We start from the raw sequence: 15012 nt of genomic DNA, 5'->3' as shown, positions 1-15012 counted from the left end.
CACACCTCACACCTCACACCTCACACCTCACCCCTCACACCTCACCCTTTACTAGAGAAGCGTCTCTAATGCTTCAATCAAACTATCCATCTCATCATCGGTGCCGATGGTGATGCGTAGGAAGTTGTTGAGGTCTGAGGTGTTAAAATGGCGCACCAGAATGCCCCGCTCGCGTAGGCCAGAAAATAGCTGTGCACCTTCGTAGCCAGGGTGCTGGGCGAGCACAAAGTTAGCCTTAGAGGGCAGTACTTCAAATCCCAACGCTTCAAGGCGCTGGTGAGTGCGTTCACGGGTGGTAATAACACGCTCGCGGCAGGCTTCAAAATGCTCGACATCTTTGAGTGCGGCGATGCCTACTAAGCTTGCCAAACTATCTACCGGATAAGAGTTAAAGGAGTCTTTTACCCGCAGCAGGCCATCGATCAACTCCTCTGAGCCCACCGCATAGCCTAGCCGCAAGCCTGCCAAACTGCGTGATTTAGAAAACGTGCCGGTGACGAGTAGGTTAGGGTAGCGATCAATCAGCGAAACAGCACTCTCTGCGCCGAAATCGACATACGCCTCGTCCACCAGCACTACTCGATCAGTGACGCGCTCTAGCAGCGCCTCGATAGCCGCAAGCGAATGCGCGTGGCCGGTAGGAGCATTGGGGTTAGCGAAAATAACGCCGCTGCGGTTAGTATCCGCTCCAAGCGCATCAATATCGATTTCCCACTGCTCATTGAGCGGATGCTTTCGCAGCTCAACGCCATACAGGTTGGCGTAAACGGGATAGAAGCTATAGGTGATGGCGGGTACGTCAAGTGGTGCGCCATGGCGGAAAAATGCCTGAAAGGCAAGCGCCAACACCTCATCTGAACCGTTGCCGACAAACACTTGGCCACTCGCTACCTTAAACGTCTCCGCCAACGCTTCACGCAGCGCTTTAGAGGTGGGGTCAGGATAGAGGCGTAAATGATCGGTCGCGTAGTCACGCAGTGCCTCACCGACACCTGGCGCAGGTGGGTAAGGGTTTTCATTGGTATTGAGCTTAACAAGCTGCTCGCGTGGCTGCTCGCCGGGCACGTAAGGCGTAAGTTCGCGAACGGCCGGACTCCAGTATTGGCTCATGTGGGTAACCTGATTATCCTAGCAAGGTACACCATGGTCGCTTGAAGGCTAACTTAGCGCAAGCATTCACATCACTAGGGGTGTGCGTCGCACCTTGTAGCGGTTATGCTGTCATAAGTGCGCGTAAATAAATGTGATGTCCAACACGAGATTAAGGAGACACTCTATGCAACTTAAGAGTTTGCTGGCCGGTTCGGCTATGTTGGCACTACTGGCTGGCTGTGCGAGCGGCCCCATGGAGCAGCAGCAAGAAGAAGCGGCTACCGCCCAGCAAAATTACCAGGGCTCGCTACCTTGCCGTAACTGCGATGGTATCGATCTGGATGTCACAATGGTGGGTGAAGATATGAGTGCCGCCGAGGAGCGCACCTTCACATTGAACGCCAGCTACCGTAACCATCCCCAAACTCCCCCGGATGAGAACTACGCGGGGAATTGGGAAGTGCTGACCGGTACACCCTCTGACCCAGATGCCACTGTTTACGAGCTGACGCCAGATGGCGATGGTCAAATCTACTACTTCATGCGTATTGATGAGAGCACGTTGGAGCTGATTGACCCAGAGCGTCGCCGCTTTGAAAATGGTGAAATGCTGCAGCTAAAGCGTCAATAAGGCGTTAGCCAGTAGTACAAAAGGCGGCCATTGGCCGCCTTTTGTGTTTGCTGGCACTAATGGATAAAGAGTACGCAGCGGTCAAAAGTGCTTAATGACATTGAATGCTAACGGCAGCTCAGCGAACGTTGCCACTTAGTGACAGCAACAGTAGGAGTGTAATGGCAGTGGCCAAAGCCAAAAGCGCCTTTGTGTGTACCGAGTGCGGCGCCGAATACCGTAAATGGCAGGGACAATGTAGCAGTTGCCAAGAGTGGAACACGCTCAGTGAAGTGCACTTGGCGAGCACTCGCCCTGGTGGTGGCACAGCCCCCGGTCGATCTGGCTACGCGGGTGATCTGTCCCGTGAAGTGATCGACCTGGGCAATGTGGATCTTAGCGAAGTACCACGTATGAGTTCCACCTTCGCGGAGTTTGATCGCGTGCTAGGCGGTGGGTTGGTGCCTGGGTCAGCGGTTCTGTTGGGTGGTAATCCTGGGGCGGGCAAATCGACTCTGCTGCTGCAAACAGCCTGCAAGTTAGCCCAGCAGCGGCGTATCCTCTATGTGACCGGTGAGGAGTCACTCTCCCAGGTAGCGATGCGTGCGCACCGCCTACAGTTGCCTACCAATGGCTTGAAAATGTTGGCCGAGACCAGCGTGGAAACCATATTGGCGGTGTCTGAACGGGAGAAGCCCGAGATTCTGGTGATTGACTCCATCCAGACCATGCATCTGGAAGATATCAGCTCTGCTCCCGGCGGCGTTGCCCAGGTGCGCGAGTCAGCCGCGGCGCTAACGCGCTTTGCTAAGAAGACTAACACCGTTCTGCTATTAGTGGGGCACGTCACCAAGGACGGCACTCTGGCAGGCCCCAAAGTGCTTGAGCATATGATTGATGCCTCGCTGCTATTAGAGGGTGGCGCCGACTCACGCTTTCGCACTCTGAGGGGGCAGAAGAACCGCTTTGGCGCCGTCAACGAGCTAGGTGTTTTCGCCATGCTTGAGCAGGGCCTTAAAGAGGTTAAAAACCCCAGCGCAATCTTTCTTTCTCGCCAGGAGGAGCAGGCGCCAGGGAGTTTAGTCATGGTGGTCTGGGAAGGCACACGGCCGATTCTGGTAGAGGTACAGGCGCTGGTGGATGAGTCCGCGCTGGGCAACCCTCGCCGTGTCGCTGTCGGCGTTGATCAAAACCGCTTGGCTATGCTGCTGGCAGTACTTAACCGCCACGGTGGGTTGTTTACCGGTGACCAGGATGTGTTCTTGAATGTCGTCGGCGGTGTCAAAGTGCTCGAAACCAGTGCCGATCTGGCGGTGCTGCTAGCCGTGGTCTCTAGCCTGCAAAATCGCGCGCTACCCAAAGAGCTAGTGGTGTTTGGTGAAGTTGGACTATCGGGCGAGATACGCCCGGTGCCCAGTGGCCAAGAGCGCATTGCCGAGGCGGCCAAGCACGGATTTCTCCGCGCCATTGTGCCACGCGCTAATGCACCCAAGCAGGCGCCTAAGGGTATGGAAGTGATCGCTGTTGATAAACTCAGCGATGCACTGGACGCCCTGTAGCCTGGACGATACTGGGCTAAACTGATGATATTCCCCAAGTGCCAAGGAGAGACACGATGAGTTCGATTCGCTTGACCCAATATAGCCACGGCGCGGGCTGTGGCTGCAAGATTGCCCCGGACGTACTGGATGGCATTCTTGCCAAGGCAGGGCCAGCGGCGGGCCATAAGCGGCTTATCGTCGGCAATCAAGGACGCGAAGACGCGGCCGTCTACGATCTGGGCGATGGGCGGGGCATGATTGCCACCACGGACTTCTTTATGCCCATTGTCGATGATCCCTTCGATTTTGGCCGTATTGCGGCGACCAATGCCATCAGCGATGTTTACGCCATGGGCGGCACGCCGGTGATGGCGTTAGGTATTCTCGGTTGGCCACTGGATAAGCTAAGCGCTGAAGTGGCGGGGGATGTAATGGCCGGCGCCCAGGCCGTATGTCGCGAATTAGGCGTTGCCCTGGCGGGCGGTCACTCCATTGATGCGCCCGAGCCGATTTTCGGACTCGCGGTAAATGGCTTAGTCGACCTGGACAAACTCAAGCTAAACAGCACCGCCAAGCCGGGTGATCTACTGTTTTTAACCAAGCCGTTAGGCGTGGGCATGCTAACCACGGCAGAAAAACGCGGTTTGCTGAAAATGGGCCACCATGGGCTTGCCCGTGAAACGATGCTTAAGCCCAATAGCATTGGTGTGAAGCTTGCTGATGTAAAAGGGGTGAACGCCATGACTGATGTCACTGGCTTCGGATTGGCGGGCCACCTTGCTGAAATGTGCCAGGCCAGTAATGTCATGGCCCAGATTGATTTCCGTAAGTTGCCTCGTCTGGCCGAGGCAGAGTCCTACCGCCGCCAAGGCGCTGTGCCCGGCGGTACGCTGCGCAATCGTGATGCGCTGGGGGAAAGCCTGCCGGCCATGGATGAAGCCCACTGGCAGTGGTTATGTGATCCCCAGACTTCCGGCGGCCTGCTGCTCAGCGTTGACCCCGCCTGGGAGGATGACGTTGAGCGCATTGGCCGCGAATTCGGTCTGTCGTTACAGTCATTCGGCGTCATGAAGGCGCGCCAGGGAAAAGTCTCCATCGAGGTGGTCGGGTGACACTGGCCACAATCCCAGCCACCACACCGGCGGCATTGAGTTTAATCAGAGAAGAGCGACCGCTAATAGATGTGCGCGCCCCGGTGGAGTTTGCCCAGGGCGCGCTGCCAGGTGCCGTCAATCTGCCTTTAATGGTCGACGATGAGCGTCATCAGGTGGGCATTGCTTATAAGAAGCATGGTCAAGCCGCGGCGATTGCGCTAGGTGAGCGTTTAGTCAGCGGTGAGGTCAAGCAGGCTCGGGTCGCAGCGTGGCAGAAGTACTTAGCCGAATACCCAGATGCATTGATTTACTGCTTTCGCGGTGGACTGCGCTCGCAAATTGCTCAGCAGTGGCTGGAAGAGGCCGGTATCTCAAGGCCGCGGCTGGAGGGGGGCTGGAAAGCTATGCGCCAAGCGCTCTGTGAGCGCATTGATACGGCCGCGTTTCAGCCAATGCTGGTTGTTGCAGGGCTCACCGGGTGTGCAAAAACAGCGCTGATTAATCAGCTTGATAACGGCGTCGACCTGGAAGCTTATGCGCACCACAAAGGCTCTGCTTTTGGACGTAGGCCTGAAGAGCCTGCTACTCAAATCAACTTTGAGCATGCGCTGGCCAAGCGGCTAATCGGGCTGACGGAAGGGCTGGTCATCGAAGATGAGTCCCGTCAGATTGGTAACGCCAATATTCCCTTGAACTTCTGGCGGGCGCAGCAGCAAGCGCCACGGGTGCGTATCGAAATGCCGCTGGATTGGCGCCTTGCTCAGATTCAGCAGGACTATATTATCGACCTGGAGCAGGCCTATGCCGCTCGTCATGGGGCCTACCAAGGCTGGCAATTAATACAGGCGCAGTTAAGTAATGCGCTTATCCGGCTAGGAAAACGCTTGGGTAACGCGCGCCTTCAGCGCTTACAGCGGCTGCAGGCGCTAGCATTCAAAGAGCATGCTCATGGCAACCCCCAAGCCCATGAAGCCTGGCTCGCGCCGCTACTCACCGAGTACTACGACCCGCTCTACCGCTACCATTTAGAGAAGCAGCGCGCCGCTGCGCCGCCAGAGATTCATGTGGGCGATTGGAATAGCTGCCTAGCGGCCGCTAGGCAGTGGAACCGCTGACGGCCTTATAGCTTGCTACTGTTACGCTGTTTTAAGCCACTGGGTCATCAGTCGGTCGAGCTGTGGCGCGAGGTGAATAAAGCGGTTGGGGTCTTCTAATATTTGGGCCGCATCCTGAACATAGCGGGTAGTGGAAGGTGACGCACCAGGCCACTCGGCTGTGCCCAGCAGCTGTTTTACGCTAGCCGCGGTGGCTTCCAGGTGGCACAGCAGGCCGATGACACGACCTCTGTCCCATGCAAACCCTTGCAACGGTGCAGCTTCGCTACCGCCGAGGGGCAGTGCATCGTCGGGTAAACTGAAAACATAGCGATGCCACATAAAAGCGGTGAATGTTTCGGGTAAATCCAGCGAGCTTTCCGGCGCTAGGGTGACTGTATGCCAGCCTGTTTCAGTATAGGTACCAGGCGCTACCACCGAGCCCAGCGCCTGGGCTATCCAATGGGCGCCTACGCCAATACCCAGCAGCGGTTTTTGGCCATCCAAATAGCGGTTGATGAGCTTATCTTCGGCTTTAAACCACGCCGGTGAATGGCTGAGTAGCTCTTCTGGGCCATCAAGTATAATCAGTGCATCAGACTCGTTTGGGCGGGGCGTTAGCTCGCCTGCGTAGAGATGAAAAACGGTGTAACTGTGGCCCATACTGGTTAGCCAATCGGTTAAACGGGCGGGGCCATGGTCAGGGCCGTGCTGTAGCAGATGAATATGCATGGTAATCTCCTCGCCGGCCGTACAATCATCAAAGCGTTGGGGATCGCCCCAAGCGCAGAGAAACGATAACGTACCCGCTAACTTTCACCAATATCCCACGTCAAGCGATCCAGGAAATCAGTATGGTGTCGAAACCCCAGGGCTTTTACCAACGGTTACAAGAGCTCCCACTACCTGCCCAGCAAGCCTTTATGGCGGCGTTGTGTGAGCGTTTGCTGCCTAACTATATGCTTTATCAGCAAACCACCGGCCAGGGTGATAGCCATACGCTAGGTACCGTGCTGAGTTTGGTCTGGGAGCGGCTTAATGTACCTAATGCCAGTATCGACTTTACCCGCCAAGCGGAAAAGTTAGCTGAGTGTGAGCCACCCGAAGAGGATGACAGCTTTGGTGCCCGGCGCGCCCTGGATGCAGTGGTGTCGGTCTCAGCGCTGCTAGACACCCTGCAAGGCGACTCCCCAGAGGCCGTGCTGGATGTTAGTCGCACATCCCGAGCAGGCGTACGCGCCTTTATAGAGCTCACTGAAGGCGAAGTTGACGCGCAGAAGCTAGCACTGATTATTCGCGATCATCCGTTGATGGACGACGAAAACGATTTTCAGGATGCCGTATTGGAAGCCGTCAGCGAACCGCTGGATAAGGTGTTGCTGAAAGGAGTGCGTGAATTAGGTCGCAATGGTGGCATCAGCAATCTGGGTTTATCGCTAGACGACGCTGAGGAGTAGCGACTAAAAGCGCACTCCTGCGGTTATCATCATGCCTGCAGCGCCGAAAATGATCAGGTCTGATTCAACCTGACCCCATTGTATGCCGATGCTAGGCAGAGCTGCCGGGGCGGTTTCCAAGTGATTGAGCGGAATTTTGTCGCGATACTCACCCTGGTAGCCGTGCAAGAGGCCACCGGTTAGTTTGGCGCGCACGTTTATCCCCTGATCGGTTTGCCAAAGAGGGAATTCCCGCCCCGCATAGAAGTACCAAGAGGGTTGATCAAAGGAGTTTTTGAACCAGGCCCCGCCCGCTAACCAGTGATTCGGATTATGCAGTTCAATGCTAACCAGGTCTTGCTGGTTAGTGTGTTCCGGGTCGGGGCTGAAGTGGCGGGTATAAAGGCTGGTTTGCACCAGGGTATGATCCCACTCCAACGACGGAGGCCAATCAGAGAACGCTGTAGCAGACATGCTGAATAGCAGGCCTGCTAGCCATCCCCTCCATGGGGGTGAACGAAACATGCGAAGTTCCTGGTCGATAAAGGGCATTTTAAAGTCGCATTTCGATACCGCGTTCGGCCATATAGCGCTTAGCTTCAGGGATGGTGTATTCGCCAAAATGGAAAATACTGGCGGCCAGCACTGCATCGGCACCACCTTTGAGTACGCCATCCACCAGGTGATCCAGGTTGCCCACACCGCCTGAGGCTATCACCGGAACGCTTACCGCTTCGGAAATCGCGTGGGTCACGCCCAGGTCAAAGCCAATCTTGGTGCCGTCGCGATCCATGCTGGTGAGCAGTAGTTCGCCCGCCCCGAACTCCACCATCTTCTTCGCCCACTCAACGGCGTCGAGGCCCGTTGGGCGGCGGCCACCGTGGGTGAAAATCTCCCAGCGGGGCGTTTCGCCCTCTTTCGAGACGCGCTTGGCATCTATCGCCACCACGATGCACTGGCTACCAAAACGCTCGGCGGCTTCGCGCACAAACTCAGGGTTAGTGACCGCTGCAGTGTTGATCGAGACTTTATCAGCCCCGGCGTTCAACATGGTGCGAATATCGTCACAGCTGCGAATGCCGCCGCCGACGGTCAGCGGAATAAACACTTCGCCCGCAATGCGTTCAACCATCTCCACCGTCGTATCGCGGTCTTCGTGGCTAGCGGTAATATCGAGAAAGGTAATCTCGTCGGCGCCCTGCTGGTTATAGCGCTGGGCAATCTCTACCGGATCACCGGCATCGCGAATGCCGACAAAATTAACGCCTTTGACCACGCGCCCGGCGTCTACATCCAGGCAGGGGATAATGCGTTTGGTAAGGCTCATGAACCGCCTCCCGTCAGTTGGTCGCTTAATCGCTGTGCTTCGGCGACATCCAGGCTGCCTTCGTAAATTGCCCGGCCAGTAATCGCGCCCAAAATGCCGCTATCGGCAACTGCGCAGAGTGCTTTGATGTCGTCCAGGTTGGTCACACCACCTGAAGCAATCACCGGCAAGCCGCCTTCGCGGGCAAGTGCTGCGGTGGCCTCTACGTTAACGCCTTGCATCATGCCGTCGCGAGCAATGTCGGTGTAGACGATGCTAGAGACACCATCGTTGGCGAAACGCTTGGCCAGCTCGGTGGCTTTTACCGTGGAGACCTCTGCCCAACCATCGGTGGCGACATAGCCATCTTTGGCATCAAGACCAACGATCACATGGCCTGGAAAGGCGCGACACATTTCGCCAACGAAGTCGGGCTCTTTTACTGCCTTGGTACCGATGATCACGTAGGAGACACCGGCACTTAAATAGTGCTCGATGGTTTCCGCACTGCGAATGCCGCCACCAATTTGAATCGGCAGATTCGGGTAGGCACGGGCGATGGCCGTCACGGCGTCACCGTTCACCGGTTTGCCTTCAAAGGCGCCGTTCAAATCGACTAAATGAAGGCGGCGGGCGCCAGCCTCTACCCAGCGCGCCGCCATGGCTACCGGGTCATCACCGTAGGAGGTCGCGTCTTCCATGCGACCCTGCTTCAACCGGACGCACTGGCCGTCTTTGAGATCAATAGCGGGAATTACCAACATACAAAATCCTCTCAGGGCGTCCAGGTGACAAAGTTTTCAAGCAGGCGAAGGCCCGCGCGGGAGCTTTTTTCGGGGTGAAACTGCACCGCGAAGGTCGCGTCACGGCCAATGGCCACGTGGGCGCTTACCTTGCCGTATTGGGTCGTACCAAACACCTGGGCATCGTCATCCGCGTTCACGTAATAGCTGTGTACGAAGTAGAAGTGTTCGCGATTATCAATACCGGCCCAGAGTGGGTGGTCGTGATGCTGCTCGACAACATTCCAGCCCATGTGCGGTACTTTCAAGCGCTGCTCGTGGGCGTCGCGCATGTCGCCAGGAAAACGATCTACACTGCCTTTAAAGAACCCCAGGCACTCTACGCCGCCATTCTCTTCGCTGCGCTCCAGTAGCATCTGCTGGCCCACGCAGATACCCAGCAGCGGTTTAGCCTGGCGGGTTAAGATATCCTCCACCAACCCGCGTAATTCGGTGCGCTCAAGTTCGCCAACGCAGTCACGAATGGCCCCTTGGCCCGGTAGCACTAAACGCGTTGCGCCGAGGATACGGCGCGGGTCGCGGGTAATGACGACATTCTCATGGGTCACATGCTCCAACGCTTTGGCTACAGAATGAAGATTGCCCATTCCATAGTCGATCACAGCAATGGTCATGAAGCGCTCCTTGTGGAGGTAGACAAAATGTGGCTAGCACGCAGCATTACAAGCTCCCCTTGGTGGAAGGCATTTGGCCTGCCATACGCGGATCTTCCATCACGGCCATACGGAGTGCTCTGCCAAAGGCCTTGAAGATCGTTTCCGCCTGATGGTGAGCATTAAAGCCTTTGATGTTGTCGATATGTAGCGTCACGCGGGCGTGACTGACAAAGCCTTGGAAAAACTCCCAGAACAACTGAGTGTCCAGGCTACCGATGGTGTCGCGGGTGAATTCAACATTCATAAACAGACCTGGCCGACCGGAAAAGTCGATCACTACCCGAGAGAGTGCTTCATCAAGAGGAACATAGGCGTGACCATAACGGTAAATGCCGCGTTTATCGCCAATTGCTTCAAAAAAAGCTTGGCCTAGCGTAATACCCAGGTCTTCTACGGTATGGTGGTCGTCAATATGCAGGTCGCCAGTGGCATTGATGTCGAGATCGATCATCCCGTGGCGAGCAACTTGATCAAGCATATGATCCAGGAACGGAACGCCGGTTTGGCAGCTAAGACGGCCTTCGCCGTCGAGATTGACGCTGACCTTGATCTGCGTTTCGTTGGTGTCACGGCTGACCGTGGCAATACGCGCTGACATGTTGCATCTCCTGCGCTGAAGCGCACTCTGAGGGATGGCTGGTGGCGATCATCAACTTACCACTGATTTGATCGGCCTGTGGCGAAGCGACCATTATAGTGAATCGGCGCCCTCATCCGCTACAATGCGCGAAATGTAGCCGCAATCAATTGCGGCAGAAATAGCAGCTAGGCTGCTTTGGCGAAGAGGATTTCACCATGCCGGTGACACTGCACCATGTCGACCAGGCCCGTTGGGAAGCCGATGAGCAGGTGCGCCTTGATCTTATGCGCATCTATCAGGATGCGCCCCAAGAGCGTATGCCCACCCCAACGGTTGAGCCATTTATTGAGCAACATTTTGCAGGCCAGCACTTTTTTGCCTGCGCACTCTTCAACGATCGACTGCTGGGGGCGGTCGCCGTTCAGGAGGGCGAAGATCGGGCGTGGTGGCTATCTGAGCTCTGCGTGCGCAAAACCACCCGCCGCCGTGGCGTCGGTTCGCGCTTGATGGCGCTGATTGGCGAGCAAGCCAAGCAGGAAGGCCGTGTCCTGCGCATTGAAACGTCCACTTTACCACTGGCTGACCGTGTGCTGCTCTCCAAGCTAGGTTACCGGCCAATGGCCAATCCAGAAACACCGGTAGCGGGTATGCCCGCTACCAGCGATTTTGTTGAGTTAGACCCACAAGGGAAAGGGTAATGAAACAGCTATTACGTATCTTGCTGGCAGCGGTCGGCATTCTCGCCATCGTTGCGGTCGCCGCCGTGGTCTATGTGACCACCTTTCTGGACCCAGAAGACTTCAAGCCCCGTTTAACTGCTGTCGTGGAGGAACAAACGGGACTCAACTTGGCGTTGGAAGGCCCGATTACCTGGTCATTCTACCCGCGTATCGGCGTCAGTGTAGAGAAAGCCCGCGCCTGGTTGCCCGAGCAGACTGAAGAGAGTGCCGCCTTTGCTGCCATTGACCGCGCAGAGGTGAGCGTGGCATTCGGCCCGCTACTGCGCGGGGAAATTGCCGTTGACGGCCTAACGTTGGACGGTATGCGCCTTAACTTAGAGCGCGATGATCAGGGTGAGGGTAACTGGGAGCCCTTGTTAGAGCGCCTTTCTGAGCACAATGAAAGCGCGGCTGAAACGGTGCTGGCGCCCGCCAGTGCTGGCCCCAATGCGGACGCCGGTAGCTTGGCCGTGGTGTTGAGTATTGCCAGCGTTGAAGTAAAAAACGCCGACATTCGCTTCCGCGATGCGCAAACCCAAGCACTGTGGCGTATGCAGCAACTGAATATCTCGGGTAGCAACGTTAACCCGCTGCGTGCCTTTCCGCTGAAGGCTATGTTCACACTGACCAAGCATAACCGTCTCGATGCCGAGGTATTGGAGCGTGCCCCTGATTTGACCAGCGATATCAATCTGGAAACACGCGTGCGGCTTGGGTTGGCAGATAAGCTTTTCGCCCTGGAAAATATGGCACTGACCACTCGAACCACCAAGGGTACAGAGAGCGAGCCACAGCAACTGAGCTTGAAGGCCGCCGAACTGGTTGCCCGAATGGGCGAGCAGCAGCTGACCATTAAAGAGGGACTACTTGAAACGGGGCTGCGCAATGCGGATAACTGGCAGGGCAGCTTGGCGTTGGCGCTCGCCTTTGGCCTGGAGAGCGACTGGCAGGCACAAACGGCGCAGTTGAAAGACTTGCAACTTACCGGGCCGGATGGCCTAAAGGTGAGTGGCCACCTTAATATTGAGCAATTGCGCGATGCCCCCCGTTATCGTGGTCAGCTAACCGCTGCCCCCTTTACGCTACGCCCCTGGCTTGCCCGTGCTGGCGTTACCCTAACCACTGCGGGCGAGGCTGCGCTCAGCGATGTAGCCATGACCAGTCCTATCGAAGGTGATGCCGAGCAACTCTCTTTGCCTAGCCTCTCGTTGGTGGTCGACGACAGCACGTTTACCGGCGAGCTGACGGCGGCGCTGAATGGCTCACGCCTGGCGTTCGATTTAGCCGGTGACCAACTAGACCTTGATCGCTATCTACCCGGTGAGGCCACCGCCAAACAGGCGAGTCGCGGTTTACTGCGTAAAGCCTTTGCTCAGGAAAACAACACATTAGTGCCTCAATCATTACTCAGTGGGCTGGCGCTAGAGGGCGACCTGAGTGTCGATACGCTTATTTTTGCAGGCCTGACCTTCAACAATCCACGCTTGCAACTGCGTGGCGACGACGGCGTTCATCGGCTAACGGCGTTTGAGTCAGGCTTCTACGAGGGTGAACTCAGCGCTACCGGCCAGGTTGATGCTACAGATTCCATTCTTGAATGGGCGCTATCGCCGACTATTAACAACGTTCAGGTGGCGCCGTTGATTGAAGCGATCAGTGAAAAAGAGGAGGCATCACCACTGCGTGGTCGCTTTAATTTAAACGGGGATGTCACCAGTCAGGGCAATACCCGTGAAGCGCTTATCGGTAACCTCAATGGCGCGCTTAATGCTCGTCTAAACGAAGGCGCCATTTTAAATACCAACATTTCCAAGCAGATGTGTGAGCTGGTTGCCCAGTTAGAGGGGCAGGGCACCTTGCGGGATTGGCACACCGATACTCGTTTTGAGCGTTTTGATGCTACCTTCCAAATCAGCAATGGCTTAGTGGAGAGTGACGACCTGCTGATCACCCTGCCCGGCATCGATGTGAGTGGAGAAGGCGAACTGGATCTCGCCGGCTTGAACTTTGATACTCGTGCTAATGCTCGCTTGGTCGACACCGCCGACGCGGCCTGTGAAGTTAATCCGCGCCTGGAACAACTGCCGCTGCCCGTGCGCTGTGAAGGTAATCTTGGCGATGAACGCACCGAGTGGTGCCGATTCGACCGTGAGATGTTCCAGACCGCCGTGGTCGACCTACTGCGCAACGAAACGGGGGATCGTGTTAATGAAGAGCTGGAGGAGCGTCTAGGCGACTCTTTAGATGAGCTAGATGAACGCCTTGGCGAAGGCGCTGCTCAAGAGCTTCGCGATGGCCTACGCAGTCTGTTTAACTGAGCATCGACGCAGGATGTAAAGTGACGCATTTATCGAAACAGTAAGTGCTGCGCCGGCCTAAACGCCGGCGCTTTTTTATTGGCACTGGTGTCTGCCCATTGCTGTTTCGTATACCCATTTCTGTTTAAGGAGCGTGCATGGCAGATATGCCCACGCCGCGGCTAGCGGCAAGCGAATTCCAACAGCGCCTACTGGATTGGTTTGACCGCTACGGTCGTCACGACTTGCCGTGGCAGTCGCCGCGTAGCGCCTACCGCGTGTGGGTGTCGGAAATCATGCTGCAGCAAACCCAGGTTGCCACCGTTATCGGCTATTTTGAGCGTTTTATGGCGCGCTTTCCTACCCTGGAGAGTCTCGCCAAGGCCCCACTGGATGAAGTGCTGCATCTCTGGACGGGCCTTGGTTACTATGCCCGTGCGCGCAACTTGCATAAAGCTGCCCAGGTTGCGTGGGAGGAGCACAATGGCGAGCTGCCGACGGAGAGTATCGACGCGTTAGTGACTTTACCCGGTATTGGCCGCTCCACCGCTGGCGCTATCATTGCGCAAAGCACAGGGCAGCGGGCGGCTATTTTAGATGGCAATGTAAAGCGCTCGCTCACTCGTTTGCATGCGCTGCCCGGCTGGCCGGGCAAGCCCAATGTGGAGAGAAAACTGTGGGCGCTGGCGGAGTATTACACCCCAGCAGAGCGCCTAGCGGATTACACCCAGGCGATGATGGATTTTGGCGCCACGCTATGTAAACGCAGCAAACCGGACTGCCTGAGCTGCCCATTTAACGATGCCTGTTTGGCCTACGCCCAAGGCGAACCAAAGCGCTACCCGGAATCCAAACCCAAAAAGGCGCTGCCCACACGACAAACGATCATGCTGATGCTACGTGACCCAGAAGGCCGGATATGGCTTGAGAAACGCCCTCCCAGCGGGCTTTGGGGCGGGTTATGGAGTCTGCCGCAGTTTGAGAAGCACAGCGAGCTCAACGACTGGCTTGAAGTCAATGCTGTGAACCCTAAGCGGGGAACCACATCGTCTAGCTTTTGCCACACCTTCAGCCATTTTCGCTTAGAGATTACCCCGCAGCCGGTGAGCTGCGATAGGCTGGGCGGTGTTCGTGAAAGCGGCGTATGGTACGACGTTAACCATCCGCCTGAACTGGGCCTTGCTGCTCCCGTTAAAGCGCTGCTCAGCCAGCTAACACCCTTTAGCCTCAATCCGACACCAGGGCACGCTTAAGCGTTTGCTAGCTGATTGGATGAGATCATTGAATGAAGTCGCAGAACCAGGAGCACGTTATGAGCAATACCGTTTTTTGCCGCAAGTACCAAAAAGAGTTGGAAGCACTGCCATTCCCACCTTTGCCGGGTAAGCAGGGGCAGGAGATTCAGGCCACCGTTTCCAAGCCCGCCTGGGAAGCCTGGCAGGCGTTGCAAACCCGCCTGATCAATGAAAAGCACCTCAACATGCTCGACCCAGAATCCCGTGCGTACCTAATGGAGCAGATGCAGCGCTTCCTGGATAACCAGGAAACCGACCAAGCCGAAGGCTATGTACCGCCTACGCAGGCATGAGTAGCAAGCATTGATAATAGGCATAAAGAGAGAGGAGGCTCGTTCTAGTATCGGGTGGTTTGGTCGAGTCACTGACTTGTCATCAGTGGCTCTAGGTGTGGGTGTATCGAAGGCCGAGCCATAGATGGCGCAGGAAAAAAGACCTCTAAGCATCGGTATCGCAAGAAAGTTTCACAAAGGTGTTGACGAAAAGCGG

Annotated in this window: 16 protein-coding genes; 9 read left to right on the top strand and 7 right to left on the bottom strand. The window is 56.2% G+C overall.

What is annotated here, in order from left to right; genetic code table 11:
* Positions 1–51: 51 nt before the first annotated feature.
* Positions 52–1110 (bottom strand): histidinol-phosphate transaminase, encoded by a 1059-nt coding sequence (hisC, locus tag HZU72_RS19070; RefSeq protein ID WP_180094962.1) that lies wholly within the window; start codon positions 1108–1110, stop codon positions 52–54.
* 166 nt (positions 1111–1276) lie between these two features.
* On the opposite strand from hisC, the gene HZU72_RS19065 reads away from it, so the two are divergent.
* The 4 genes from HZU72_RS19065 (at position 1277) to mnmH (ending at position 5452) form a co-directional block, all read left to right on the top strand.
* Positions 1277–1723, top strand: a complete 447-nt coding sequence (locus HZU72_RS19065; protein ID WP_180094960.1) for a copper resistance protein NlpE N-terminal domain-containing protein — start codon at positions 1277–1279, stop codon at positions 1721–1723.
* 167 nt (positions 1724–1890) lie between these two features.
* Positions 1891–3261 (top strand): DNA repair protein RadA, encoded by a 1371-nt coding sequence (gene radA, locus HZU72_RS19060; RefSeq protein WP_180094973.1) that lies wholly within the window; start codon positions 1891–1893, stop codon positions 3259–3261.
* 56 nt (positions 3262–3317) lie between these two features.
* The gene (gene selD / locus HZU72_RS19055) at positions 3318–4355 is read left to right on the top strand and encodes a selenide, water dikinase SelD (RefSeq protein ID WP_180094958.1); all 1038 of its coding nucleotides are present in this window, start codon (positions 3318–3320) and stop codon (positions 4353–4355) included.
* Complete coding sequence (gene mnmH, locus HZU72_RS19050) at positions 4352–5452, top strand: tRNA 2-selenouridine(34) synthase MnmH (protein ID WP_180094956.1); 1101 nt, start codon at positions 4352–4354, stop codon at positions 5450–5452. Before selD ends, mnmH begins: the two co-directional genes overlap by 4 nt.
* A gap of 21 nt (positions 5453–5473) precedes the next feature.
* Here mnmH and HZU72_RS19045 read toward each other — a convergent pair whose 3' ends face one another.
* Complete coding sequence (locus tag HZU72_RS19045) at positions 5474–6163, bottom strand: type 1 glutamine amidotransferase (RefSeq protein ID WP_180094954.1); 690 nt, start codon at positions 6161–6163, stop codon at positions 5474–5476.
* Positions 6164–6285: 122 nt separating this feature from the next.
* Between HZU72_RS19045 and HZU72_RS19040 the strand changes: the two genes are divergently transcribed.
* A complete protein-coding gene (locus tag HZU72_RS19040; protein ID WP_180094952.1) occupies positions 6286–6888 on the top strand; it encodes a YjaG family protein in 603 nt (200 codons plus the stop codon).
* Positions 6889–6891: 3 nt separating this feature from the next.
* Here HZU72_RS19040 and HZU72_RS19035 read toward each other — a convergent pair whose 3' ends face one another.
* The 5 genes from HZU72_RS19035 to hisB are packed head-to-tail and all read right to left on the bottom strand — an operon-like array spanning position 6892 to position 10230.
* Positions 6892–7392 carry a hypothetical protein gene (locus HZU72_RS19035; protein ID WP_180094950.1) on the bottom strand — a complete coding sequence of 167 codons (501 nt, stop codon included), beginning with the start codon at positions 7390–7392 and terminating at the stop codon, positions 6892–6894.
* Between the two features lie 28 nt (positions 7393–7420).
* The gene (gene hisF / locus HZU72_RS19030; protein WP_008957631.1) at positions 7421–8194 is read right to left on the bottom strand and encodes an imidazole glycerol phosphate synthase subunit HisF; all 774 of its coding nucleotides are present in this window, start codon (positions 8192–8194) and stop codon (positions 7421–7423) included.
* Positions 8191–8937: a 1-(5-phosphoribosyl)-5-[(5-phosphoribosylamino)methylideneamino]imidazole-4-carboxamide isomerase gene (gene hisA / locus HZU72_RS19025; protein WP_180094948.1), complete on the bottom strand. Its 747-nt coding sequence runs from the start codon at positions 8935–8937 to the stop codon at positions 8191–8193. Before hisA ends, hisF begins: the two co-directional genes overlap by 4 nt.
* A gap of 11 nt (positions 8938–8948) precedes the next feature.
* Positions 8949–9590, bottom strand: a complete 642-nt coding sequence (gene hisH / locus HZU72_RS19020) for an imidazole glycerol phosphate synthase subunit HisH (protein WP_180094946.1) — start codon at positions 9588–9590, stop codon at positions 8949–8951.
* Between the two features lie 46 nt (positions 9591–9636).
* Positions 9637–10230, bottom strand: coding sequence for an imidazoleglycerol-phosphate dehydratase HisB (gene hisB / locus HZU72_RS19015; RefSeq protein WP_180094944.1), 594 nt, complete (start codon positions 10228–10230; stop codon positions 9637–9639).
* A gap of 197 nt (positions 10231–10427) precedes the next feature.
* On the opposite strand from hisB, the gene HZU72_RS19010 reads away from it, so the two are divergent.
* The 4 genes from HZU72_RS19010 (at position 10428) to HZU72_RS18995 (ending at position 14816) form a co-directional block, all read left to right on the top strand.
* Positions 10428–10910, top strand: a complete 483-nt coding sequence (locus HZU72_RS19010) for a GNAT family N-acetyltransferase (RefSeq protein WP_180094942.1) — start codon at positions 10428–10430, stop codon at positions 10908–10910.
* Positions 10910–13249 carry an AsmA family protein gene (locus HZU72_RS19005; protein ID WP_180094940.1) on the top strand — a complete coding sequence of 780 codons (2340 nt, stop codon included), beginning with the start codon at positions 10910–10912 and terminating at the stop codon, positions 13247–13249. The genes HZU72_RS19010 and HZU72_RS19005 overlap by 1 nt, the downstream gene beginning before the upstream one ends.
* A gap of 137 nt (positions 13250–13386) precedes the next feature.
* Entirely contained in the window at positions 13387–14481 is a 1095-nt protein-coding gene (gene mutY / locus HZU72_RS19000; RefSeq protein WP_180094938.1) for an A/G-specific adenine glycosylase, read from the top strand.
* Positions 14482–14540: 59 nt separating this feature from the next.
* The gene (locus tag HZU72_RS18995; protein ID WP_035585612.1) at positions 14541–14816 is read left to right on the top strand and encodes an oxidative damage protection protein; all 276 of its coding nucleotides are present in this window, start codon (positions 14541–14543) and stop codon (positions 14814–14816) included.
* Positions 14817–15012: the final 196 nt, after the last annotated feature.

Origin of the sequence: Vreelandella sedimenti (genome assembly GCF_013416325.1) — a bacterium.
In the GTDB taxonomy this organism is placed as follows: Bacteria; Pseudomonadota; Gammaproteobacteria; order Pseudomonadales; family Halomonadaceae; genus Vreelandella; species Vreelandella sedimenti.
Note: the sequence above shows the minus strand (reverse complement) of the source record. Positions and strands in the feature narration are given on the sequence as shown.

What these genes read in the sequence shown, in the direction of transcription:
- hisC (WP_180094962.1), bottom strand. Translation starts at nt 1,110, where the DNA reads ATGAGCCAATACTGGAGTCCGGCCGTTCGCGAACTTACGCCTTACGTG.
- HZU72_RS19065 (WP_180094960.1), top strand. Translation starts at nt 1,277, where the DNA reads ATGCAACTTAAGAGTTTGCTGGCCGGTTCGGCTATGTTGGCACTACTG.
- selD (WP_180094958.1), top strand. Translation starts at nt 3,318, where the DNA reads ATGAGTTCGATTCGCTTGACCCAATATAGCCACGGCGCGGGCTGTGGC.
- HZU72_RS19045 (WP_180094954.1), bottom strand. Translation starts at nt 6,163, where the DNA reads ATGCATATTCATCTGCTACAGCACGGCCCTGACCATGGCCCCGCCCGT.
- HZU72_RS19040 (WP_180094952.1), top strand. Translation starts at nt 6,286, where the DNA reads ATGGTGTCGAAACCCCAGGGCTTTTACCAACGGTTACAAGAGCTCCCA.
- HZU72_RS19035 (WP_180094950.1), bottom strand. Translation starts at nt 7,392, where the DNA reads ATGTTTCGTTCACCCCCATGGAGGGGATGGCTAGCAGGCCTGCTATTC.
- hisF (WP_008957631.1), bottom strand. Translation starts at nt 8,194, where the DNA reads ATGAGCCTTACCAAACGCATTATCCCCTGCCTGGATGTAGACGCCGGG.
- hisA (WP_180094948.1), bottom strand. Translation starts at nt 8,937, where the DNA reads ATGTTGGTAATTCCCGCTATTGATCTCAAAGACGGCCAGTGCGTCCGG.
- hisH (WP_180094946.1), bottom strand. Translation starts at nt 9,590, where the DNA reads ATGACCATTGCTGTGATCGACTATGGAATGGGCAATCTTCATTCTGTA.
- hisB (WP_180094944.1), bottom strand. Translation starts at nt 10,230, where the DNA reads ATGTCAGCGCGTATTGCCACGGTCAGCCGTGACACCAACGAAACGCAG.
- HZU72_RS19010 (WP_180094942.1), top strand. Translation starts at nt 10,428, where the DNA reads ATGCCGGTGACACTGCACCATGTCGACCAGGCCCGTTGGGAAGCCGAT.
- HZU72_RS19005 (WP_180094940.1), top strand. Translation starts at nt 10,910, where the DNA reads ATGAAACAGCTATTACGTATCTTGCTGGCAGCGGTCGGCATTCTCGCC.
- mutY (WP_180094938.1), top strand. Translation starts at nt 13,387, where the DNA reads ATGGCAGATATGCCCACGCCGCGGCTAGCGGCAAGCGAATTCCAACAG.
- HZU72_RS18995 (WP_035585612.1), top strand. Translation starts at nt 14,541, where the DNA reads ATGAGCAATACCGTTTTTTGCCGCAAGTACCAAAAAGAGTTGGAAGCA.